Source organism: Kitasatospora sp. DSM 101779 (assembly GCF_025655475.1).
In the GTDB taxonomy this organism is placed as follows: domain Bacteria; phylum Actinomycetota; class Actinomycetes; order Streptomycetales; family Streptomycetaceae; genus Kitasatospora.
In genome coordinates, this window is record NZ_JAHTIK010000001.1 from 5,343,137 (window position 1) to 5,366,676 (window position 23,540).

A 23,540-nucleotide genomic window follows, 5' to 3' on the forward strand; every position below is an offset into this window, starting at 1 on the left:
CGCCGCAGCGGGCGCTGCGGGCCCGGGCGGCCCGGTGCCGGGCAGCGGCGGCCGTGGCGCGGCCCGGGGCGCCGGAGCGGACGGGGGACGCCCGATGAGTGACGGGCCCGGTCCGCTGACGGGCCGCACCGAGGGCGACGGCGACCACCTGCTGAAGGACCAGCCGGCCCGGGCCTGCGACCCGGTGTTCCAGCACGGCGTGGTGGTCGGCTTCGACGGGTCGCTGTCCAGCGAGCGCGCACTCGCCTACGCGGTCGGCATGGCGCGCCGGTCGCAGTGCGGCCTGGTGATCGTGCACGTGGCGAACCGGCTGCCGGCCACGGTCTGGGCGGGCTGCGAGCCGCCGGTCTTCGTCGACCTGCCGGACCACCGCACCGAGATCCTCGGCCTGGAGCTGGCCTGTGCGGACTTCCTCGCCGGCGTGCCGTGGATCCTGGTCGAGCGCGGCGGCGACATCTGCCACGAGATCGAAGAGGTCGGCCGCGAGTACGCCGCCGACGCGATCGTCGTCGGCAGCACCCGCGGCCTGCTCGGCAAGGTCTTCGGTTCGGTGTCCGGGCGGTTGGCGCGGCGCGCCAACCGCCCGGTGATCGTCATCCCCTGACGCGCCGTCGGGGTGATCGGCCCGATCGGGTCAGGAGGTCACACCGAGCTCTCGCGCGATGAGCATCCGCTGGACCTCCGAGGTCCCCTCGCCGATCTCGAGGATCTTGCAGTCGCGCCAGAACCGGGCGACCGGGAACTCGTTCATGAAGCCGTACCCGCCGTGGATCTGGGTGGCCTCGCGGGCGTTGTCCACGGCGGCCTCCGAGGCGTACAGCTTCGCGATCGCGGCCTCCTTCTTGAACGGCTCGGAGTGCAGCAGCCGGGATGCGGCGTCCCGCCAGGCCAGGCGGGCGGTGTGGGCGCGCATCTCCATGTCGGCGAGCTTGAACTGGATGACCTGGTTGGCGCCGATCGGCCGCCCGAAGGCGCGCCGCTGACCGGCGTAGGCGACGGACTGGTCGACGCATCCCTGGGCCAGGCCGGTGGCGAGGGCTGCGATGGCGATGCGCCCCTCGTCGAGGATGCGCAGGAACTGGGCGTAGCCACGGCCGCGCTCGCCCAGCAGGTTGGCCGCGGGGACGCGGCAGTCGGTGAAGGAGAGTTCGCGGGTGTCGGAGGCGTTCCACCCGACCTTGGAGTACTTCTTGGAGACCTGGAACCCGGGTGTCCCGGTCGGCACGATGATGGACGAGATCTCCCGCGTGGGCGAGAGGGTTGACCCGTCTTCACCCGAACGAGTGGAAGGCTCGGTCAGCGCGGTCACCGTGACCAGGCCGGTGATGTCCGTGCCGGAGTTGGTGATGAAGCACTTGGTGCCGTTGATCACCCACTCGTCGGTCGCCTCGTCGTAGCGGGCCGTGGTGCGGGTGGCACCGGCGTCCGAGCCGCCCTCGGGCTCGGTGAGGCCGAAGGCGCCGAGCATCTCGCCCGAGGTCAGCTTCGGCAGCCAGGTGCGCTTCTGCTCCTCGGTGCCGAAGCGGTACACCGGCATGGCGCCGAGCGAGACGGCCGCCTCCAGGGTGATCGCGACCGAGGAGTCGACCCGGGCCAGCTCCTCCAGGGCGATGCCGAGGGCGAAGTAGTCGCCGCCCATGCCGCCGTACTCCTCGGGGAACGGCAGGCCGAACAGGCCCATCTCGCCCATCTCGCGGACGATCTCGTACGGGAACTCGTTCTGCTCGTAGAACTCGCCGATCTTCGGCGCGACCCGGTCGTTTGCGAACTCCTCGACGGTCCGTCGCAGTTCTTCGTACTCGGTGCTCAGCCGGTGGTCGAGCATGGGGATCCTCCTGGATCGCGGCCGGTCGGGCCGCGGTGACGACGGTTTGACGGGGTGTGTCAGGCGGACGGGCCGAGCAGCGCCCGGACGGTCCGCGACTGGCTGGGGCGTCCGAGCTGACGGGCCATCCAGCCGCTGGTGGCGGCCAGGGCGCCGAGGTCGACGCCGGTGTCGATGCCGAGGCCGTGGAGCATCCACACCAGGTCCTCGGTGGCCAGGTTGCCGGTGGCGCTCTTCGCGTAGGGGCAGCCGCCGAGGCCGCCGGCCGAGGCGTCCACCACGGTCACCCCGCAGTGCAGCGCGGCGAGCGTGTTGGCCAGCGCCTGGCCGTAGGTGTCGTGGAAGTGCACGGCGAGCCGGTCCATCGGCACCCCGGCCTCGGCGAAACCGGTCAGCAGCGCCGTGACCTGGCCCGGGGTGGCGGTGCCGATGGTGTCGCCGAGGCTCAGCTCGGCACAGCCCATCTCCAGCAGGCGCAGCCCGTGGCCGATCACCTGGGCGGCCGGCACGGGGCCCTCCCACGGGTCCCCGAAGCACATCGAGAGGTAGCCGCGGACGGGCACGCCGGCGGCGGTGGCCCGGGCCACGACCGGCCGGAACATCGCCATGGCCTCGTCGGCGGAGCGGTTGAGGTTCCGCCGGGCGAAGGTCTCGGTGGCGCTGGCGAAGACCGCGACCTCCGCCGCGCCGTGGGCGAGCGCCCGGTCCAGGCCGCGCTCGTTGGGCACCAGCACCGGCAGCCGGAGGCCCGGGTACTGCCCGGCCAGGCCGGACAGCCGCGGCATCAGCTCCTCGGCGTCGGCCAGCTGCGGCACCCACTTCGGATGGACGAAGCTGGTCGCCTCGACGGTGCGCAGGCCGGCGGCGGCCAGCCGGGTGATGAACTCGGCCTTCACCTCGACCGGCACGAGCCCGGCTTCGTTCTGCAGGCCGTCCCGCGCGCCGACCTCGTGGATCCGTACCCGGGCCGGCAGCGCGGGGTCGCGCACCGGGTCCGGCAGGCCCAGCTCCAGCACGCCCGGCTCCGCCGCCGTCCCGCCCTGCTCCGCGGTCACGGGGTCACCTCGGCGTGCCCGCCCTCGCCCTCGGCCGGTGCGACCACGGCCAGCAGCTCGTCCATGGCGACGGTCGCGCCGGCGGCCGCCCGCAGCTCGCTGACGGTGCCGTCGTGCGGCGCCGCGATCACGTGTTCCATCTTCATGGCCTCCAGGACCAGCAGGGTCTGACCGCGGCTCACCCGCTCGCCGACCGCGGCCTTGACCACGGTGACGGTGCCCGGCATGGGCGCGGTCAGCGCGCCGTGGTGGGCCCCGCCCGCGGCGGCGCGGTCCGCCACCGGGTCGTACGCGTGGACCGCCCAGGCGTCGCCGTCCACGGCGAGCCAGTCGACGCGGCCCGCGGGCCCGTTGTCAGTGGTGTGTGCGAACGTCGTCTGCAGGCCGTCGAGGGAGACCTGCAGACGGCCGCCGGAGCGGTGGGCCGTGGCCTGCCGCACCGGTCCGTCGCCGACCTGCACCTGCAGGCCGGTGGCGCCGGGGGCGGGGTTGCCGGCGGCCTCGGCCACCGAGCCGGGTGCGGTCGGCCGCACCAGGACGGTGACCGGTTCGTGGCCGGCGAGCCGCAGACGGTGGGCCGTCCAGGCGGCGCCGCCACCCAGGCGCCAGCCGGAGGGGACGGCGAAGGGGTCGGTCCAGCCGTCGGGGGCGACGGCCGGGGCGAGGTCCAGCTGCCGGGCGATCGCCGCGGCGATCGGCAGCAGGTCCGCGCTGTCCCCGTCCCGGGGGGTCGTCGCGGCGTCGGCACCGGTGCGGGTGTAGGGGGAGCTCAGCAGGACGGGGGTCTGCTGAGCGGTCCGCTCCACCAGCCCGGTGTCGAGCCGGCCCGCGGCCACCTCGGGGTGGGCCAGCAGCCGCCGCAGGAAGCCGGTGTTGGTGGTGACGCCCAGGATCCGGGTGTCCGCGAGCGCGGCCCGCAGCCGGCGCAGCGCGGTCGGCCGGTCCGGCCCGTACGCGATCACCTTGGCGAGCATCGGGTCGTAGAGGCTGCCGACCTCGGTGCCCGCCGCCACGCCGGAGTCCACCCGGATGCCCTCGCCGACGGGCTCGTCCAGCCGCAGGATGCGGCCGCCGGTCGGCAGGAAGTCGCGGTCCGGGTCCTCGGCGCAGATCCGCGCCTCGATCGCGTGGCCCTGGAAGGCGATGCCGTCCTGGCCGAAGGGCAGTGCCTCGCCGGCCGCCACCCGCAGCTGCCACTCGACGAGGTCGAGCCGTTGCGGCTCGGCGCCGTCGCCGGTGCGCACCGCGATCGCCAGCTCGGTGACGGGGTGCTCCACCTGCAGGCGGGTGTTCATCTCCATGAAGAAGAAGTCCAGGACGCCCTCGGCGGCCTCCGTGCCCGGCTCCAGGCCCGGCACGATGAACTCCACCGTGCCGGCGCCGGTGTAGCCGCAGGCCTCGGCGGCCCGCACGGCCGCCGCACCCATGGCCGCCCGGGTCTCCTCGTTGAGCAGGACGGAGGGTGCCTCCTCGATCAGCTTCTGGTGGCGGCGCTGCAGGCTGCACTCGCGCTCGCCGAGGTGCACCGTGGTGCCGCGGGCGTCCGCGAGCACCTGCACCTCGATGTGGCGCGGCCGGTCCACCCAGCGCTCCAGCAGCAGGGTGTCGTCGCCGAACGCGGTGCGGGCCACCCGCCGCGCCGCGTCGATCTCGGTCGGCAGGTCGGCGGGGTCGCGGACCAGCCGCATGCCCTTGCCGCCGCCGCCCGCGGACGGCTTCAGCAGCACCGGGTAGCCGATCGCCTCGGCGGCCGCGACCAGCTCGGCGTCGCTCGGCGAGCCGCCGCTGCTGCCGGGCACCACCGGCACGCCCGCGGCGCGGACGGCCTCCTTGGCGTTGATCTTGTCGCCCATCAGCTCCACCGCGGCCGGCGGCGGGCCGATGAACACCAGCCCGGCCTCGGCGCACGCCCGGGCGAAGCCGGGGTTCTCGGCGAGGAAGCCGTACCCGGGGTGCACGGCCTGCGCGCCGGTGCGGCGGGCGGCCGACAGCAGCAGGTCGGTGCGCAGGTAGGTCTCGGCCGCCGAGCTGTCGCTGCGCCCCTCCGGGCCGAGCCGGACGGCGAGGTCGGCCTCGCGGACGTGCGGGGCGTCGGCGTCGGCGTCGCTGTGCACGGCGACGGAGCGGATGCCGAGCCGCCGCAGGGTGCGGATCACCCGGAGGGCGATCTCACCCCGGTTGGCGACCAGAACGGTGTCGAACATGGGAGGTCTTCCTCCGGGTCGAGGGATGGCGCTGCCGGTGCGGCGGTGGCGGGTCGGGCGGCGCGGGTGCGGCGGGGCCGGCCTGGCCGGCGGGTGCGGTGCCGCGGGGTGCGCGGCGGGGCCGGGTCGGGCCGGGCGGCGGGTGTCCGCCCGGCCCGACCGGTCACATGCGGAAGACGCCGTACGGGCGGGGCTCGGGGAGCGGTGCGTTCGCGCAGGCGGTGAGCGCCAGGCCGAGGACGGTCCGGGTCTCCATCGGGTCGATCACGCCGTCGTCCCAGAGCCGGGCGGTGGCGTAGTAGGCGCTGCCCTGCCGCTCGTACTGCTCGCGGACGGGGCGCTTGAACTCCTCCTCCGCCTCGGCCGGCCAGTCCTCGCCCTGCGCCTCGAACTGGTCGCGGCGCACGGTGGCGAGGACGGAGGCCGCCTGCTCGCCGCCCATCACCGAGATCTTGGCACCGGGCCACATCCACAGGAAGCGCGGCGAGTACGCCCGGCCGCACATCGAGTAGTTGCCGGCGCCGTACGAGCCGCCGATCACCACCGTCAGCTTGGGCACCCGGGTGCAGGCCACGGCCGTCACCATCTTGGCGCCGTGCTTGGCGATGCCGCCCGCCTCGTACTGCCGGCCGACCATGAAGCCGGTGATGTTCTGCAGGAAGAGCAGCGGGATGCCGCGCTGGTCGCACAGCTCGATGAAGTGCGCGCCCTTGAGCGCCGACTCGGCGAAGAGCACCCCGTTGTTGGCGACGATGCCGACCTGGTGGCCGTGGATCCGGGCGAAGCCGGTGACCAGGGTCGGCCCGTACTCGGCCTTGAACTCCGCGAAGCGGCTGCCGTCCACCAGCCGGGCGATCACCTCGCGCACGTCGTACGGGGTGCGCGGGTCGACCGGCACCGCGCCGTACAGGCCGGCCGGGTCCACCGCGGGCGCCTCCACCGGCGCGAGCGGCCACGGCGCGGGGGTGCGCGGGCCGAGCCCGGCGACGATGGTGCGGACGATCGACAGCGCGTGCGCGTCGTCCTCGGCCAGGTGGTCGGTGACGCCTGAGGTCTTCGAGTGCAGCTCGCCGCCGCCGAGCTCCTCGGCGGTGACGACCTCGCCGGTCGCCGCCTTCACCAGCGGCGGGCCGCCGAGGAAGATCGTGCCCTGGTTGCGGACGATCACGGCCTGGTCGCTCATGGCCGGCACGTAGGCGCCGCCGGCCGTGCACGAGCCGAGCACCGCGGCGATCTGCGGGATGCCCGCGCCGGAGAGTCGGGCCTGGTTGTAGAAGATCCGGCCGAAGTGGTCCCGGTCGGGGAAGACCTCGTCCTGCATCGGCAGGAAGGCGCCGCCCGAGTCGACGAGGTAGACGCAGGGCAGCCGGTTCTCCAGGGCCACCTCCTGCGCGCGCAGGTGCTTCTTGACCGTCATCGGGTAGTAGGTGCCGCCCTTGACGGTGGCGTCGTTGGCGACGACCACGACCTCACGGCCGGCCACCCGTCCGATGCCGGCGATCACACCGGCCGCCGGAGCGGCGCCGTCGTAGAGGCCGTCGGCGGCGAGGGGGCACAGCTCCAGGAAGGGGGAACCCGGGTCGAGCAGGGTGTCGACGCGGTCGCGGGGGAGCAGCTTGCCGCGCGCGGTGTGCCGGGCCCGGGCCTTGGCGCCGCCGCCGAGCGCGGCGGTCGCGAGCTTGCCGCGCAGCTCGTCGACCAGCTCCCGGTGGGCGGCCTCGTTGGCGCGGTAGGCGGCCGAGCCGGGGTCGGCGGCGGACTCCAGCCGCGGTGCCGGCGCGGCGGCCGCGCCCCGGAGGGCGTGCCGCGGTTCGGTGCCGGCGGCCGGGCCGCTGAACGGGCCGGCCGCCGGGCCGACGGCGGATCCAATGGATGAGAGGACCATCCCAAGAGCTCCCTTGCCCTCGGAGCCGAGTGGGCGTGCGAACGGATGGTCCGCCGCCCGAAAGTTAATGAGCGTTAACTCCTGCGGCCAGGTTAACCGTCGATAACGCGGCTGTCTACGATGGGCAGCATGCCGAACGTGCCAGCAGCCTCCGCGCTCCCACGCCGCGACCAGATCCGCAAGGAGGCCGCGCGGCTCTTCGCCGCCCGCGGTTTCCTGGGCGTCGGAGTGGACGAGATCGGCAAGGCGGTCGGCATCAGCGGCCCCGGCCTGTACCGGCACTTCGCCGGCAAGGACGCGATGCTCGCCGACCTCCTGGTGGGCATCAGCGAGCGCCTGCTGGAGGAGGGGCGGCGGCGGGCCGGCGAGGCCGGCAGCGCCCGGGGGCCGGCCGGGGCGCTGGACGCCCTGATCGGCGGCCACGTGGACTTCGCCCTGGACGACCGCGACCTGATCATCCTGCACGACCGGGAACTGCTCCATCTGAAGGAGGAGGACCGCCGCCGCGTCCGCCGACTGCAGCGCGGCTACGTCGAACTGTGGGTCGGCGTCGTCCGTGAGGCTTTCCCGCCGCTCGCCGCCCCCGGCGCCGAGCCGCTCGCCCGGGCCGCCGTCCACGCGGTGTTCGGCCTGCTCAACTCCACCCCGCACAGCGCCGCCCCGCACTCCGGACAGGCGGACCGCTCCGGCCTGCCCCGCGACGCGATGGCCGCACTGCTCCACAGCCTCGCCCAGGGCGCCTTCGCCGCAGCCGCGGACAGCGCCGCCGCCCGGGCGGCGTAGCGAGGGCCGCCGGGCCCACATCCCCCGCGGTGGGGTGTAGGACCAGCGCCCGAGGGCCGTCCGGTCCGGCGTCCCGTGCGCCCTCGGGGGTGGATCGGCGACCCTGGGAGACGGCGGGAAGGTTTCGCGTCCCCCCTGTCGTTGAGCCTCCCGGGCGTCCGTCGAAAGGCGATGGACGGCGGTCGAGCCGAATGGTTAGTATCCCTAAATATGCCTGAGACTCATGGTTCTACTGCGGAGATTTCCCGGGAGGCTGATCCTCAGCGCAGCCGCCCCGGCAGGACCCCCCTGCGCCGCCGCCGGTTCGGAGCACGGCGCCCCGACACCCCGGACGAGTCCCGCTGGCTGCGCAGACTGGGCGGCTACTCCTGGCGCTACCGCAAGAGCGTCCTGCTCGCCTTCGGAGCCTCGCTCGTCGGCATGGCCGTCAGCGCCGTCGTCCCGCTGATCACCAAGCTGATCATCGACGACGTCATCACCGCCCACACCCGCCCGCTCGCCCCCTGGGCCGTCGTGCTGCTGCTCGCCGCGGCCGTGGTCTTCCTCTGCGCGCAGATCCGCCGCTACTACGGCGGACAGCTCGCCCTCGACGTCCAGCACGACCTGCGCGCGGACCTCTTCACCTCGCTGACCAGGCTCGACGGCCGCCGCCAGGACCGCCTCGACACCGGCCAGGTCGTCGGCCGCGCCACCTCCGACCTGCAGCTCATCAACGGGCTGCTCTCGATGCTGCCGATGATGACCGGCTACCTGGTGATGTTCGGCATGTCCCTCGCCGTCATGCTCTGGCTCTCGCTGCCGCTCACCCTGATCGCCCTGGTGATGGCACCCGCCCTCTGGTGGTGCGCCGCCCTCAGCCGCAAGCGGCTCTTCCCGGCCACCTGGGCCGCCCAGCAGGAGGCGGCCGCGGTCGCCGGTGTCGTCGACGCGGCCGTCGGCGGCGTCCGCGTGGTCAAGGGCTTCGGCCAGGAGGCCCAGGAGCGCGCCAAGCTGGAGAAGGCCTCCCGCGGCCTGTACGCCGCCCGGCTCCGCTCGATCCGGCTGAACAGCCGCTACACCCCGGCCATGCAGGCCGTCCCCGCGCTCGCCCAGGTCGCCGTGCTCGCCCTCGGCGGCTGGCTGGCCGTCCGGGGCCAGGTCTCGCTCGGCACCTTCGTCGCCTTCTCCACCTACGTCGCCCAGATGACCGGCCCCGTACGGATGCTCGCCATGGTGATCACCGTCGGCCAGCAGGCCAGGGCCGGCGTGGAACGCGTCCTCCAGCTGATCGACCAGCGCCCGCACGTCCGGGAACGCCCCGACGCCCGGCCGCTCACCCCGGCCGACACCGACCCCGGCTCCGCCGAGCCCGGCGCGCCCGCACCCGGCACCGCCGCCCTCGAACTCGACGGCGTCGACTTCCACTACGAGGGCCACGAGGACGCCGTCCCCGTCCTCGACGGCCTCAGCCTGCGCCTGGAGCCCGGCGAGACCCTCGCCCTGGTCGGCGCCTCCGGTTCCGGCAAGTCGACCGTCGCCCAGCTCGTCCCGCGCTTCTACGACCCCACCGCCGGCAGCGTCCGGCTCTACGGGCACGACCTGCGCGACATCACCCTCGACTCGCTGCGCGCCACCATCGGCATCGTGCCCGAGGAGAGCTTCCTGTTCTCCGAGAGCGTCCGCACCAACATCGCCTACGGCCACCCCGAGGCCACCGACGAGCAGATCGAGGCCGCCGCCCGCGCCGCCCAGGCCGACGGCTTCATCCGCGAGCTCCCGGACGGCTACGACACCAGGGTCGGCGAGCAGGGACTCACCCTCTCCGGCGGCCAGCGGCAGCGGATCGCGCTGGCCCGCGCCATCCTCACCGACCCACGCATCCTGCTGCTCGACGACGCGACCTCCGCGGTCGACCCGCAGGTCGAGGCGGAGATCTTCGAGGCGCTCCGCTCGGTCATGGCCGGGCGCACCACCCTGCTCATCGCGCACCGCCGCTCCACCCTGCAGCTCGCCGACCGGATCGCCGTCCTCGACCGCGGCCGCCTCGTCGACGTCGGCACCCATCGCGAGCTGGACGACCGATGTCCGCTCTACCGGGCACTGATCACCGATCCGGACGCCGCCGACGCCTCCGCCCGCGGCACCGCCGCGACCGTCGGCGCCAATGGCGCCACCGCGGCGGAGGGCACCGAGGCCGCGAAGAGCGGCGAACGCGCCGCGGCGAAGAAGCCCGCCGCCGACAGCGAACTCCTCGCCAAGGTGGCCGCCCTGCAGCCCGCCACCGACACCCCCGACATCCGGGTCGAGGACGCCGAGGCCGGTGACATGCGCTTCAGCCTCCGCCGGCTGCTCGCCCCCTTCCGCGGCCCGCTGGCCCTCGCCCTGCTGCTGGTCGCCCTGGACACCGCCGCCGGCCTCACCCTGCCGATCCTGATCCGGCACGGCATCGACGACGGCGTCAGCAAGGCCGCGATGACCGGCGTCACCGTCGCCGCCCTCGGCGCCCTGGTCGTCGTCCTGCTGGACTGGCTGGTGCAGAGCGCCGAGACCAGGGTCAGCGGCCGCACCGGCGAGCGCGTCCTCTACACCCTGCGGCTGAAGATCTTCGCCCACCTGAACCGGCTCGGCCTCGACTACTTCGAGCGCGAGCTCACCGGCCGGATCATGACCCGGATGACCACCGACGTCGACTCGATCTCGACCTTCCTGCAGACCGGCGTCGTCACCGCGGTGGTCAGCCTGCTCACCTTCTTCGGGATCTTCGCCGCGCTGCTGATCCTCGACGCCGGCCTCGCCCTGGTGGTCCTCGCCGTCCTGCCCGTGCTGGTCGTGGCCACCCTGGTCTTCCGCCGCAAGTCCACCACCCAGTACCAGATCTCCCGGGACCTGATCTCCACCGTCAACGCCGACCTGCAGGAGAACGTCGCCGGCATGCGGATCGTCCAGGCCTTCCGCCGGCAGGACGTCAACACCGCCCGCTTCGTCGCCCGCGGCCTGGAGTACCGGGACGCCCGGGCCCGCGCCCAGCTCTACATCTCGCTGTACTTCCCGTTCGTCCAGTTCCTCTCCAGCGTCGCCTCCGCGCTCGTCCTGATCGTCGGCGCCGCCCGGGTCGACGACGGCACCCTCACCATCGGCGCCCTGGTCGCCTACCTGCTCTACATCGACCTGTTTTTCGCCCCGGTCAACCAGCTCTCCCAGGTCTTCGACGGCTACCAGCAGGCCAGCGTCAGCCTCGGCCGGATCCGCGAACTGCTGCGCACCCCGACCAGCACCCCCGAGGCGGACCCGCCCGTGCCGGTGACCCGCCTCAAGGGCGACATCCGGCTCGACGGCGTCGGCTTCGCCTACAACGGCGAGGGCGCGAGCCTGCCGAACGTGCTCACCGACATCGACCTGCACATCCCGGCAGGCCAGACCGTCGCCCTGGTCGGCGAGACCGGCGCAGGCAAGTCCACCCTGGTCAAGCTGGTCGCCCGGTTCTACGACGCCACCTCCGGCACCGTCCGGGTCGACGGCACCGACATCACCGGCTACGACCTCTCCCAGTACCGCCACCGGCTCGGCGTCGTCCCGCAGGAGGCGTACCTGTTCGCCGGCACCCTCCACGAGGCGATCGCCTACGGCCGCCCCGGGGCCACCCGCACCGAGGTCGAGGCCGCGGCCCGTGCGGTCGGCGCGCACGAGATGATCCTCGGCCTCTCCGGCGGGTACGACCACGAGGTCGCCCCCCGCGGAAGGAACCTCTCCGCCGGCCAGCGCCAGCTCGTCGCACTCGCCCGCGCCGAACTCGTCGACCCCGACATCCTGCTGCTGGACGAGGCCACCGCCGCCCTCGACCTCGCCAGCGAGGCCGCCGTCAACCAGGCCGCCGACCGTCTCAGCGGAGGCCGCACCACCCTGGTCATCGCACACCGCCTGACCACCGCCGAACGCGCCGACCGGATCGTCGTCCTCGACCACGGCCGGATCGTCGAGGACGGCACCCACGGCGAACTCCTCGCCGCGGGCGGCACCTACCACCGCCTCTGGCAGGCCTTCGTCTCCGACGGCCGCGCCACCCCGGTCGGCTGACCGCCGCCCCTGCGGACCCCCACCGGGGTCCGCAGGGCGTGCCGGCCGCCGGCCGGGTCAGACCGCGAGCAGCGCGGCGTACAGCGAGGCCGCGTCGGCACCCCTCGGCAGGTCGCTCACCTGGCCGTCGCCGACCTCCACCACCCGCCAGCCGGAACCGTCCGCCCGCCGCGCCAGGTCGGTGGTGACGAACCGACAGCCCAGCGTGTGCACCAGCGGCCCGACCACCGACAGGTCCGCGTGCGGGGCCGGCCCCGGCGGCGCGTCCGGGTGGGCGCCGCGCAGCACCGGCTCACCGTCCACCCACCAGACCCGTGCCTCCTCGGCCCGCCCCTGCGCGTCCCGGACGAACTCCTCGTACCGGCGCAGCACGATCCCGCCGGTCGGTGCTCCGTCCTGCAGCTCCACGAACCGGGTCACCACCGCGTACAGCCGGTCGGTGTCCGCGAGGTCCGGGACGAAGCAGGCCTCCTCCCACTCGTACTTGCGGGACTTCACGTAGTCCTTGACGATCGCCGGCCCGCCGCCGAGCCGCCCCGCCAGCGCGGCGAGCTCCTCCCGGGACGGCGCGGCCGCACCCGGCAGCCAGCGGCTCTCCGGCGTCGCCCCCTCGAACACCCCGTACCAGCCGGGGAGCTCGTGGGCGTCCCCGTATCCGGCCGGCGTGGTCAGCAGCACTCCTCCCCGCGCCGCCAGCACCCGCGCCAAGTCCTGGTACGCGGGCACCGGGACCATCCAGCCGCGGTACCAGAGCGGTCCGACGCCGGCCGGCACCCGCTGCACCGCCGCCTCCGCGTCGCCCGCCAGCAGCGCGTCGTGGTCGAGCAGCACGCAGGTGCCGCCGAGGTCGCGCACCAACTGCGCCTCCCACACGTAGTGCGGGTCGGGCCTGCGCGGCGACAGCGGATCGGCGGGCACCAGGACGGCCGGGGTGGTCATGGCCCACAGGGTACGGCGGACCGCACCGCGCGCGCCGCCGCGCACACGCCGTCCGCGTGCGGGTCCGTCGACCCCGGCCGGCGGATGGCCGGGACCGGCCGCCGCGCCCCGAATACCGGTCGACACCCCGGGCGGTGCGTGCCACGGTGATCCGATGCCGAAGCTGCCACGACTCCTGGGCCCCGTGCTGGGCCGGCTCCTCGGACGCCCACCGGGCGCACCGAACACTCGCCCTGACGGTACGGCGGGCAGCCGCACACCGAGGGCCGCGGCCCGCACGGTCGTCCTCGCCCCGGACGGCGCCGTCTTCCTGCTCCGCAGCGACAACGTCGAGGTCGGCGTGCACTGGACCGCACCGGGCGGCGGACTGGAGGAGGGCGAGACCCCGACCGCGGGCGCGCTACGGGAACTGCAGGAGGAGACCGGCTGGACGGACATCGAACCCGGCAGCCTGCTGTGCACCTGGGAGCACGACTTCACCTGGCACGGCATCCCCGTCCACCAGCACGAGCACATCTACCTGGCCACCGGCCCGCGCCGCGGACCCGTCGGCGACGTCAGCGGGGTGCACCGGGCCGACGGCATCCTCGAATGGCGCTGGTGGAGCCCGGAGGAGCTCGCCTCACCCGAGGCCGACGCACTCTGGCCGCCGCAACTGCCGGCGCTGCTGGCCGCCGCCTCCGACGGGCGCGGTGGCGTCGTCGGTGCCGTCGGGCCAGTGCACCTGGGCCACGTCCCGCACGGCACGCCGAACAGCCGTCCCGACGAGCCGCTCCGGACCACCGCGGGGTGATTGCTCCCGGGAGCCGCTGAACTGACGACGGGACACCGTGCGTCAGGCGCCGACCGGTTCAGTGCGGCTGGTCCGCCCGCCAGCCGTGCAGCCCGAGATCGCGGTCGTGCAGCGCCTCCGGATTGATCAGTACCGAGAGGCGCGCGCCCGCCAACTCCTCGAGGGCCAGCCCGGTCGAGGCGAGCAGGCGCTCGGTCGGCACGGCCACGGCGATCGCCTCCCGCCAGGCCGGCAGCACCACCAGGCAGGTGCCGGTGCCCAGGCGCACCGGCCGCGCCTCGACCCGTTCGGGCTGCCGTGCCCTTTCGCTCGGCGCCGACGACGATCCGCCGATCAATATGCCCAGCGGCGGCCCGTCCCCGGGCTCGCCGCCCTCCTGCGCCAGGCCGCCCCCGCCGGCCGGGTGCCACAGCTCCTGCCGCTCGGGCGGACGCGGGTGCAGCCGCCGCAACCGCCGCGACGGCACCGGTCGGCGCGCCTGACGCAACTGCCGACCGCTGTCGGCTGGGTCGTCCGGCGGGCCCGCGGGGGCACCGAAGGCGTTGCGCACCGGTCGGGCCGCGTCGAGGTCCGCCCCGGCCGCCGCCAGCAATTGGCGCACCTCCGCCTCCGACCGGTGGCATGCCGCCGCCAGGTCGGCGGGGTGCGTGCCCCGCTCGTACGCCCCGCGCAGCCGGGCCGCCAGCCCCGCCAGCAGCCTCGCCGCCGTGGGGTCGGCCGACTCGGCTCCGGCCGCTGCCTGGCCTGTCGCTGCCTGGCCTGTCGCCGTGGGGCCTGTCGCCGTGGGGCCTGTCGCCGTGGGGACGGGAGCGTCGGAGGAACGGTCGGAGGCTGGCGGGTCGAGCGGGGTCATGGGTGCGGGCCCTTCGGTCTGCGGCACGAACGATCCTGCCGCACACCGCGCTTGGGAGCCAGGGCGGTCCACCATGTGTCGGCGGCGGACGGACCCGTTCCGCCGTCCCGGCCGGCCCGCGGCGCGGTGCCGGCCGAAAACCCGTGCGGAGAAAGGCCGGACTCACCCGTACCCTGGTGCCATGAAGCGTCAGTCGTGCCTGAACTGGTGGCCGTCCTAGGACGGCCACCCCTCACGCATGACCACAGGGCCGTCCGTACGGGCGGCCCTGGTGCATTCCACCCTCGGGCGGCAACGCCCGGCGGACGGTGCCACCGCCCGCCCGCCGCCCGAGGAGAACCTCAGTGATCACCACCGTCGACAGCATCCGCCGCACCCCCGAGCGCCACCGCATCCTCACCGGGGACCGGCCGACCGGCCCGCTCCACCTCGGCCACTACTTCGGCACCCTGCAGAACCGTGTCGAACTGCAGCGCCTAGGCGTCGACCTCTTCCTCGTCGTCGCCGACTACCAGGTCCTCACCGACCGCGACCGCGCCGACGACCTCGCCGAGCACGCCGAGAACCTCGTCCTCGACTACCTCGCCGCCGGCGTCGACCCCGACCGCGCCACCGTCTTCGCCCACAGCGCCGTACCCGCCCTCAACCAGCTGCTGCTGCCCTTCCTCAGCCTGGTGAGCGTCGCCGAACTCGGCCGCAACCCCACCGTCAAGGACGAGATCGCCCACTCCGGCCGCACGACCGTCAGCGGGCTCATGTTCACCTACCCCGTCCACCAGGCCGCCGACATCCTCTTCTGCAAGGCCGACCTCGTCCCCGTCGGCCAGGACCAGCTCCCGCACCTGGAGACCACCCGCACCGTCGCCCGGCGCTTCAACGAGCGGTACGGCGCACCCGTCTTCCCGGAACCCGACGCCCTGCTCTCCGCCGCCCCGCTGCTGCTCGGCACCGACGGCGGCAAGATGAGCAAGAGCCGCGGCAACGCCGTCCCGCTCGGCGCCACCGAGGACGAGACCGCCCGCCTCCTGCGCGCCGCGACCACCGACGCCGACCGCCGCATCACCTACGACCCCGGAAACCGCCCCGGCGTCGCCGGCCTCCTCCAGCTCGCCGCCCTCTGCCAGGACCGCGCGCCCGAGGCCGTCGCCGAGGAGATCGGCGACGGCGGCGCCGCCCGGCTGAAGAAGCTCGTCACCGAGGCCGTCAACGAGTACTTCCGCCCGCACCGGGCCCGCCGTGCCGAGCTCGCCGCCGACCGCGGACACCTCCGCGAGGTGCTGCGCGCCGGCAACGAACGCGCCAACGCCGTGGCCGACAGCACCCTCGCCGAGGTCCGCGAGGCGATGGGCACCGTGTGAAACGGCGGCATTCCCGGTGCGGGGGTGGATCGGTCCATCCCCGCACCGGGGAATACCGTGAGCAGACGAACCTGCGACCACGGGGGAGGACCTGTCGATGGATCAGCTGACGACCGGCAGTGCCGCGGACGGCCACGACCCCGCCCCCCGGCCGGCCGGCCCGCCTCTGCCCGCCCCATCCGTACCGGCCGCGTCCCTGCCGGCCAGGTCTCTGCCCGCCGCGGATCTGCCGGTCGCGGGCCCGCGTCGCCGTCCGCGACGGCTGACCACCGGCGACCGCGTCGCCCTGCTGGCACCCAGCGGCCCGATCGACCCGCAGCGCCTCGCCGCCGGCACCGCCCTCCTCCGCTCCTGGGGCCTGCACGTCATGCCCGGTGCCCACCTCCTCGACCGCCACCCCGCCCACGGCTACCTCGCCGGTACCGACGCCGACCGCGCCGCCGACTTCCAACGGGCCTGGCTCGACCCCGGCATCTCGGCCGTCGTCTGCGCCCGCGGCGGCTACGGCGTCCAGCGCATGGTCGACCTCGTCGACTGGGACGCCCTGCGTGCCGCACCGCCCAAGATCCTGGTCGGCTTCAGCGACATCACCGTGCTCCACGAGGCGGTCGACCTCCGCCTCGGCCTCCCCACCCTCTACGGCCCGATGGGCACCGCGGCGGCCTTTCTCGACGACCCCGCCACCGCCGACCACCTCCGGCGCACCCTCTTCGAGCCCGCGACCACCCGCGTCCTCACCTCCGCCACCGCCGAGCCCCTCGTCCCCGGCCGGGCCGCCGGAACCACCGCCGGCGGCTGCGCCGCGCTGCTCGCCACCGACCGCGGCACCCCCACCGCCCGCCGTTCCTTCGCCGGCACCATCCTGCTGCTGGAGGACGTCAACGAGCAGCCCTACCGCCTCGACCGCACCCTCACCCAGCTGCTCCGCTCGGGCGCACTGGACGGCGTCGCCGGCATCGCCCTCGGCTCCTGGGAGGGCTGCGGTCCACCCGGGCCGGTCCGCGAGGTCATGCTCGACCGGCTCGCACCGCTCGGTGTCCCGGTGATCTGGGAGCTCGGCTTCGGCCACGGCCCGAGCAGCCTCACCGTCCCGCTGGGCGTCCCCGCGGTCCTGGACGCGGACGCCGGCACCCTCACCCTCGACGAACCGGTGTTCGGCGATGCGGTGGTCGACGAGACCCCCGCCTGAGCGGGCCGCCCTCGTGTCCGCCGCCCGAGCGGACCGCCCTCGTGACGGCCCGGCCGCGGTCGCGCGGTTCGGTGCTCCGGGCGCCCCGGCTGAGTAGGGTGCGGCCATGCACGTTGACGTACACGGAGGCCACACGTCGGAGAACGGTCGGACGGCGGCGGGCGGCCGTCCCCCGCACACCCCTCCCGCCGCCGGGGCTTCCGGGGCATCCGAGGTCGCGGCACCGGAAGCGCTCGTCGCGCGGGCGCTCGGTCTGCTGCGCGGTCCCGGCAGCGGCCGCGGGCGCGTGATCCTCGGCCTGGCCGGCCCGCCCGCGGCCGGCAAGTCGACCCTCGCCCGGCACCTGGTGGAGGAGGTCGTCCGCCAGGAGGGCCCGGAGGCCGCCGCCTACCTCCCCCTCGACGGCTTCCACCTGGCCAACGCACAACTCGACCGCCTCGGCCTGCGGGCCCGCAAGGGCGCACCCGAGACATTCGACGCGGGCGGCTACGTCGCGCTGCTCCAGCGGGTCACCGCAGAGCGGTTCCACGACATCTACGTGCCGGACTTCGACCGGACCCTCGACGAGCCCGTCGCCGCCCGCCACGTCATCAGGCCCCACACCCGCCTCGTGGTGACCGAGGGAAACTACCTCGCAGCTCCCGAGGCGCCGTGGTCGGCAGTCCGCGCCCTGTGCCGCGAGCTCTGGTACGTCGACGCCGACGACGACCTCCGCCACCGCCGTCTGACCGACCGGCACACCGGTGGCGGCCAGGACCACGAAGCCGCCGCGCTGCGGATCGCCGCCAACGACCACCCCAACGGCGAGTACGTGAAGGCCGGCCGTGCCGCCTGCAGCTGGCTGGTTCGCGTGCCGGATTTGCCTGCGGCCGCCGATGGGCGTACTGTTTCCTAGTCGCTCGACAGGGAGCACCGGACACGCGTCTGCGCGGACGGTCCCGGAGCGGCCAATCCCTTGAAACACCACTTCCAGATCCTCACCGGGTCGCGTCTTGTCGCGCCCCTGTGCGAATTCGGCGTGCCTGTTTATAGGAATTGCACTTCGGATCGAGGCCGATTCGCTTTTCGGAGCGGGGATCGGCTAAGGTTTGAAACGTCGGACAGGTCGTCAGGCCGGTTCCGACAAAGCGGTGAAGAAAGCAAGTCGGTGAAGAGCACGGACTCGGATCTGATAAGCTGGAAACACGAAAGAGCGAAACGCCCGGAGGGTCCGCTGGAAGGCGGTCCGAAGGAAGTGTCCGTTCCTTGAGAACTCAACAGCGTGCCAAAAGTCAACGCCAGATATGTTGACATCCCCGGCCGGTCGGGCAATCGATCGGTTGGAGATTCCTTTTGAAATAACACAGCGAGGATGCAGTGCGCGGGATCACCCTATTCCGGTGGTTGCCGTGCCGCTCAACGCGAGTGTGCACCGGATAGCCGGTAATCATTCACGGAGAGTTTGATCCTGGCTCAGGACGAACGCTGGCGGCGTGCTTAACACATGCAAGTCGAACGGTGAAGCCCTTCGGGGTGGATCAGTGGCGAACGGGTGAGTAACACGTGGGCAATCTGCCCTGCACTCTGGGACAAGCCCTGGAAACGGGGTCTAATACCGGATACGACCTTCCTCTGCATGGGGGTTGGTGGAAAGCTCCGGCGGTGCAGGATGAGCCCGCGGCCTATCAGCTTGTTGGTGGGGTAATGGCCTACCAAGGCGACGACGGGTAGCCGGCCTGAGAGGGCGACCGGCCACACTGGGACTGAGACACGGCCCAGACTCCTACGGGAGGCAGCAGTGGGGAATATTGCACAATGGGCGAAAGCCTGATGCAGCGACGCCGCGTGAGGGATGACGGCCTTCGGGTTGTAAACCTCTTTCAGCAGGGAAGAAGCGCAAGTGACGGTACCTGCAGAAGAAGCACCGGCTAACTACGTGCCAGCAGCCGCGGTAATACGTAGGGTGCGAGCGTTGTCCGGAATTATTGGGCGTAAAGAGCTCGTAGGCGGCCTGTCGCGTCGGATGTGAAAGCCCGGGGCTTAACCCCGGGTCTGCATTCGATACGGGCAGGCTAGAGTGTGGTAGGGGAGATCGGAATTCCTGGTGTAGCGGTGAAATGCGCAGATATCAGGAGGAACACCGGTGGCGAAGGCGGATCTCTGGGCCATTACTGACGCTGAGGAGCGAAAGCGTGGGGAGCGAACAGGATTAGATACCCTGGTAGTCCACGCCGTAAACGTTGGGAACTAGGTGTTGGCGACATTCCACGTCGTCGGTGCCGCAGCTAACGCATTAAGTTCCCCGCCTGGGGAGTACGGCCGCAAGGCTAAAACTCAAAGGAATTGACGGGGGCCCGCACAAGCAGCGGAGCATGTGGCTTAATTCGACGCAACGCGAAGAACCTTACCAAGGCTTGACATACACCGGAAACTGGTAGAGATATCAGCCCCCTTGTGGTCGGTGTACAGGTGGTGCATGGTTGTCGTCAGCTCGTGTCGTGAGATGTTGGGTTAAGTCCCGCAACGAGCGCAACCCTTGTTCTGTGTTGCCAGCGAGTAATGTCGGGGACTCACAGGAGACTGCCGGGGTCAACTCGGAGGAAGGTGGGGACGACGTCAAATCATCATGCCCCTTATGTCTTGGGCTGCACACGTGCTACAATGGCCGGTACAAAGGGCTGCGATGCCGTGAGGCGGAGCGAATCCCAAAAAGCCGGTCTCAGTTCGGATTGGGGTCTGCAACTCGACCCCATGAAGTTGGAGTTGCTAGTAATCGCAGATCAGCATGCTGCGGTGAATACGTTCCCGGGCCTTGTACACACCGCCCGTCACGTCACGAAAGTCGGTAACACCCGAAGCCGGTGGCCTAACCCTTGGGAGGGAGCCGTCGAAGGTGGGACCAGCGATTGGGACGAAGTCGTAACAAGGTAGCCGTACCGGAAGGTGCGGCTGGATCACCTCCTTTCTAAGGAGCGCACAGCAGCTTCGGACGAGTGTTCCGGAGTGCTAGCTCATGGGTGGAACGTTGACTATTCGGCACAGGGCATGAGCTTTCGTCAGTACTGCTTCGGCGTGGAACGCGATGGGTGATGGTCTTGTGTCGGGCACGCTGTTGGGTCCTGAGGGAACGAAGGTTTCCTCGTGGATGCCGGCTCCACTTGATGCACTCTCGGGTGTGGATGGTGGGTGTCTGGTCGTTGTTTGAGAACTGCACAGTGGACGCGAGCATCTGTGGCCAAGTTTTTAAGGGCGCACGGTGGATGCCTTGGCACCAGGAACCGATGAAGGACGTGGGAGGCCGCGATAGGCCCCGGGGAGCTGTCAACCGAGCTTTGATCCGGGGGTGTCCGAATGGGGAAACCCGGCAGTCGTCATGGGCTGTCACCCTTACCTGAACACATAGGGTAAGTGGAGGGAACGCGGGGAAGTGAAACATCTCAGTACCCGCAGGAAGAGAAAACAACCGTGATTCCGGGAGTAGTGGCGAGCGAAACCGGATGAGGCTAAACCTTGAGCGTGTGAGACCCGGCAGGGGTTGCGCTCGGGGGGTTGTGGGAATGAGCTTGATCGGTCTGCCGGCCGGTCGGCGAGTCAGAAACCGTTGGTGTAGTCGAAGGACATGCGAAAGGTCCGGCGTAGAGGGTAAGACCCCCGTAGACGAAACATCAGCGGCTTGCTTGCTCATCTCCCAAGTAGCACGGGGCCCGAGAAATCCCGTGTGAATCTGGCGGGACCACCCGCTAAGCCTAAATATTCCCTGGTGACCGATAGCGGATAGTACCGTGAGGGAATGGTGAAAAGTACCGCGGGAGCGGAGTGAAATAGTACCTGAAACCGTGTGCCTACAAGCCGTGGGGGCAGTCTTCGGACTGTGACTGCGTGCCTTTTGAAGAATGAGCCTGCGAGTTTGCGGTGTGTAGCGAGGTTAACCCGTGTGGGGTAGCCGTAGCGAAAGCGAGTCCGAATAGGGCGTTTGAGTTGCATGCCCAAGACCCGAAGCGGAGTGATCTAGCCATGGGCAGGTTGAAGCGCGGGTAAGACCGTGTGGAGGACCGAACCCACCAGGGTTGAAAACCTGGGGGATGACCTGTGGTTAGGGGTGAAAGGCCAATCAAACTCCGTGATAGCTGGTTCTCCCCGAAATGCATTTAGGTGCAGCGTCGCGTGTTTCTTGCCGGAGGTAGAGCACTGGATAGGCGATGGGCCTCACCGGGTTACTGACCTTAGCCAAACTCCGAATGCCGGTAAGTGAGAGCGCGGCAGTGAGACTGTGGGGGATAAGCTCCATGGTCGAGAGGGAAACAGCCCAGAACACCGACTAAGGTCCCTAAGCGTGTGCTAAGTGGGAAAGGATGTGGAGTCGCAGAGACAACCAGGAGGTTGGCTTAGAAGCAGCCACCCTTGAAAGAGTGCGTAATAGCTCACTGGTCAAGTGATTCCGCGCCGACAATGTAGCGGGGCTCAAGCACATCACCGAAGTCGTGTCATTGCAGCAATACTCCCAACGGAGGCTGTGATGGGTAGGGGAGCGTCGTGTGCCGGGTGAAGCGGCCGAGGAATCGAGTCGTGGACGGTTCACGAGTGAGAATGCAGGCATGAGTAGCGATACAAGAGTGGGAAACTCTTGCGCCGATTGACCAAGGGTTCCTGGGTCAAGCTGATCTGCCCAGGGTAAGTCGGGACCTAAGGCGAGGCCGACAGGCGTAGTCGATGGACAACGGGTTGATATTCCCGTACCCGCTTTGAAGCGCCAACGCTGAACCCTCTGATGCTAAGCCCGTGAAGCCGTCCTGGATCCTTCGGGTGAAGGGGAGTGGTGGAGCCGGTGGCCCAAGGTGGTAGTAGGTGAGCGATGGGGTGACGCAGGAAGGTAGTCCAGCCCGGGCGGTGGTTGTCCCGGGGTAAGGGTGTAGGACGCAGGGTAGGCAAATCCGCCCTGCACGTAGTCTGAGACCTGATGCCGAGCCGATTGTGGTGAAGTGGATGATCCTATGCTGTCGAGAAAAGCCTCTAGCGAGTTTCATGGCGGCCCGTACCCCAAACCGACTCAGGTGGTCAGGTAGAGAATACCGAGGCGTTCGGGTGAACTGTGGTTAAGGAACTCGGCAAAATGCCCCCGTAACTTCGGGAGAAGGGGGGCCAGCCCTGGTGATGACCTTTACGGTCTGAGCTGGGGGTGGCCGCAGAGACCAGCGAGAAGCGACTGTTTACTAAAAACACAGGTCCGTGCGAAGCCGTAAGGCGATGTATACGGACTGACGCCTGCCCGGTGCTGGAACGTTAAGGGGACCGGTTAGTCCGATTTCGGTCGGGCGAAGCTGAGAACTTAAGCGCCAGTAAACGGCGGTGGTAACTATAACCATCCTAAGGTAGCGAAATTCCTTGTCGGGTAAGTTCCGACCTGCACGAATGGCGTAACGACTTCTCGACTGTCTCAACCACAGGCCCGGTGAAATTGCATTACGAGTAAAGATGCTCGTTTCGCGCAGCAGGACGGAAAGACCCCGGGACCTTTACTATAGCTTGATATTGGTGTTCGGTTCGGCTTGTGTAGGATAGGTGGGAGACTGTGAAGCAGCAACGCCAGTTGTTGTGGAGTCGCCGTTGAAATACCACTCTGGTCGTGCTGGATGTCTAACCTGGGTCCGTGATCCGGATCAGGGACAGTGTCTGGTGGGTAGTTTAACTGGGGCGGTTGCCTCCTAAAGGGTAACGGAGGCGCCCAAAGGTTCCCTCAGCCTGGTTGGCAATCAGGTGTTGAGTGTAAGTGCACAAGGGAGCTTGACTGTGAGACTGACGGGTCGAGCAGGTACGAAAGTAGGGACTAGTGATCCGGCGGTGGCTTGTGGAAGCGCCGTCGCTCAACGGATAAAAGGTACCCCGGGGATAACAGGCTGATCTTCCCCAAGAGTCCATATCGACGGGATGGTTTGGCACCTCGATGTCGGCTCGTCGCATCCTGGGGCTGGAGTAGGTCCCAAGGGTTGGGCTGTTCGCCCATTAAAGCGGTACGCGAGCTGGGTTTAGAACGTCGTGAGACAGTTCGGTCCCTATCCGCTGTGCGCGTAGGAGTGTTGAGAAGGGCTGTCCCTAGTACGAGAGGACCGGGACGGACGAACCTCTGGTGTGCCAGTTGTCCTGCCAAGGGCATGGCTGGTTGGCTACGTTCGGGAGGGATAACCGCTGAAAGCATCTAAGCGGGAAGCCTGCTTCGAGATGAGCACTCCCACCTCCTTGAGAGGGTAAGGCTCCCAGTAGACGACTGGGTTGATAGGCCGGATATGGAAGCCCAGTAATGGGTGGAGTTGACCGGTACTAATAGGCCGAGGGCTTGTCCTCAGTTGCTCGCGTCCACTGTGTTGGTTCTGAAACCACGAACAGGCCATGTCTGTGTCGGAGAGTTTCATAGTGTTTCGGTGGTCATAGCGCGAGGGAAACGCCCGGTTACATTCCGAACCCGGAAGCTAAGCCTCGTAGCGCCGATGGTACTGCAGGGGGGACCCTGTGGGAGAGTAGGACGCCGCCGAACAATTCTTCAGAGAAGCCCCGCCCGGGGACACCGGGCGGGGCTTCTCGCATTCCCGGACCCGGTTCCGGCCGGCCGGGCAGGGTGGTGCTAGGTCC

At 70.6% G+C, this 23,540-nt stretch carries 12 protein-coding genes, 3 rRNA genes and 1 pseudogene; 10 read left to right on the forward strand and 6 right to left on the reverse strand.

The annotated features are described in order from the left end of the window. Positions 1-166 precede the first annotated feature (166 nt). A pseudogene (locus KSNIM_RS24375) lies at positions 167-604 on the forward strand (universal stress protein); the annotation flags it as partial. Between the two features lie 30 nt (positions 605-634). Here the strand turns inward: KSNIM_RS24375 and KSNIM_RS24380 are convergent. The 4 genes from KSNIM_RS24380 to KSNIM_RS24395 form a co-directional block, all read right to left on the reverse strand. After that, positions 635-1,825, reverse strand: a complete 1,191-nt coding sequence (locus KSNIM_RS24380) for an acyl-CoA dehydrogenase family protein (protein WP_263105283.1) — start codon at positions 1,823-1,825, stop codon at positions 635-637. 59 nt (positions 1,826-1,884) lie between these two features. After that, positions 1,885-2,880 (reverse strand): hydroxymethylglutaryl-CoA lyase, encoded by a 996-nt coding sequence (locus KSNIM_RS24385; RefSeq protein ID WP_411543767.1) that lies wholly within the window; start codon positions 2,878-2,880, stop codon positions 1,885-1,887. Next, positions 2,877-5,084, reverse strand: a complete 2,208-nt coding sequence (locus KSNIM_RS24390) for a biotin carboxylase N-terminal domain-containing protein (RefSeq protein ID WP_263105284.1) — start codon at positions 5,082-5,084, stop codon at positions 2,877-2,879. The genes KSNIM_RS24385 and KSNIM_RS24390 overlap by 4 nt, the downstream gene beginning before the upstream one ends. Positions 5,085-5,247: 163 nt before the next feature. Continuing rightward, the gene (locus tag KSNIM_RS24395) at positions 5,248-6,969 is read right to left on the reverse strand and encodes a carboxyl transferase domain-containing protein (RefSeq protein WP_263105285.1); all 1,722 of its coding nucleotides are present in this window, start codon (positions 6,967-6,969) and stop codon (positions 5,248-5,250) included. Between the two features lie 129 nt (positions 6,970-7,098). Between KSNIM_RS24395 and KSNIM_RS24400 the strand changes: the two genes are divergently transcribed. Both KSNIM_RS24400 and KSNIM_RS24405 read left to right on the forward strand, forming a co-directional pair. Then, a complete protein-coding gene (locus tag KSNIM_RS24400; protein ID WP_263105286.1) occupies positions 7,099-7,752 on the forward strand; it encodes a TetR/AcrR family transcriptional regulator in 654 nt (217 codons plus the stop codon). Positions 7,753-7,962: 210 nt separating this feature from the next. Beyond that, entirely contained in the window at positions 7,963-11,805 is a 3,843-nt protein-coding gene (locus KSNIM_RS24405) for an ABC transporter ATP-binding protein (protein WP_263105287.1), read from the forward strand. A gap of 57 nt (positions 11,806-11,862) precedes the next feature. On the opposite strand, the gene KSNIM_RS24410 is transcribed toward KSNIM_RS24405, so the two are convergent. Beyond that, complete coding sequence (locus tag KSNIM_RS24410; protein ID WP_263105288.1) at positions 11,863-12,744, reverse strand: ATP-grasp domain-containing protein; 882 nt, start codon at positions 12,742-12,744, stop codon at positions 11,863-11,865. A gap of 154 nt (positions 12,745-12,898) precedes the next feature. Between KSNIM_RS24410 and KSNIM_RS24415 the strand changes: the two genes are divergently transcribed. Continuing rightward, positions 12,899-13,537, forward strand: coding sequence for an NUDIX hydrolase (locus KSNIM_RS24415; protein WP_317634053.1), 639 nt, complete (start codon positions 12,899-12,901; stop codon positions 13,535-13,537). 58 nt (positions 13,538-13,595) lie between these two features. Here the strand turns inward: KSNIM_RS24415 and KSNIM_RS24420 are convergent, their stop codons facing one another. Next, positions 13,596-14,138, reverse strand: a complete 543-nt coding sequence (locus KSNIM_RS24420; protein ID WP_263105289.1) for a hypothetical protein — start codon at positions 14,136-14,138, stop codon at positions 13,596-13,598. 596 nt (positions 14,139-14,734) lie between these two features. Here KSNIM_RS24420 and trpS point away from each other — a divergent pair. The 6 genes from trpS (at position 14,735) to rrf (ending at position 23,445) form a co-directional block, all read left to right on the forward strand. Then, on the forward strand, positions 14,735-15,748 hold the full coding sequence (trpS, locus tag KSNIM_RS24425) for a tryptophan--tRNA ligase (protein WP_263105290.1): 1,014 nt from the start codon (positions 14,735-14,737) through the stop codon (positions 15,746-15,748). A gap of 97 nt (positions 15,749-15,845) precedes the next feature. Beyond that, the gene (locus KSNIM_RS24430; RefSeq protein WP_263105291.1) at positions 15,846-16,937 is read left to right on the forward strand and encodes an LD-carboxypeptidase; all 1,092 of its coding nucleotides are present in this window, start codon (positions 15,846-15,848) and stop codon (positions 16,935-16,937) included. A gap of 106 nt (positions 16,938-17,043) precedes the next feature. Then, on the forward strand, positions 17,044-17,832 hold the full coding sequence (locus tag KSNIM_RS24435) for a nucleoside/nucleotide kinase family protein (protein ID WP_263105292.1): 789 nt from the start codon (positions 17,044-17,046) through the stop codon (positions 17,830-17,832). A gap of 534 nt (positions 17,833-18,366) precedes the next feature. Then, positions 18,367-19,881 (forward strand): 16S ribosomal RNA (locus tag KSNIM_RS24440). Positions 19,882-20,149: 268 nt separating this feature from the next. After that, positions 20,150-23,255 (forward strand): 23S ribosomal RNA (locus tag KSNIM_RS24445). Between the two features lie 73 nt (positions 23,256-23,328). After that, positions 23,329-23,445 (forward strand): 5S ribosomal RNA (rrf, locus tag KSNIM_RS24450). The 16S, 23S and 5S rRNA genes sit together here, the layout of an rRNA operon. The last annotated feature ends 95 nt before the right edge of the window (positions 23,446-23,540 follow it).

Coding starts and splice junctions, on each gene's coding strand:
- KSNIM_RS24380 (WP_263105283.1), bottom strand. CDS start 1,825: ATGCTCGACCACCGGCTGAGCACCGAGTACGAAGAACTGCGACGGACC.
- KSNIM_RS24390 (WP_263105284.1), bottom strand. CDS start 5,084: ATGTTCGACACCGTTCTGGTCGCCAACCGGGGTGAGATCGCCCTCCGG.
- KSNIM_RS24395 (WP_263105285.1), bottom strand. CDS start 6,969: ATGGTCCTCTCATCCATTGGATCCGCCGTCGGCCCGGCGGCCGGCCCG.
- KSNIM_RS24400 (WP_263105286.1), top strand. CDS start 7,099: ATGCCGAACGTGCCAGCAGCCTCCGCGCTCCCACGCCGCGACCAGATC.
- KSNIM_RS24405 (WP_263105287.1), top strand. CDS start 7,963: ATGCCTGAGACTCATGGTTCTACTGCGGAGATTTCCCGGGAGGCTGAT.
- KSNIM_RS24410 (WP_263105288.1), bottom strand. CDS start 12,744: ATGACCACCCCGGCCGTCCTGGTGCCCGCCGATCCGCTGTCGCCGCGC.
- KSNIM_RS24415 (WP_317634053.1), top strand. CDS start 12,899: ATGCCGAAGCTGCCACGACTCCTGGGCCCCGTGCTGGGCCGGCTCCTC.
- KSNIM_RS24430 (WP_263105291.1), top strand. CDS start 15,846: ATGGATCAGCTGACGACCGGCAGTGCCGCGGACGGCCACGACCCCGCC.
- KSNIM_RS24435 (WP_263105292.1), top strand. CDS start 17,044: ATGCACGTTGACGTACACGGAGGCCACACGTCGGAGAACGGTCGGACG.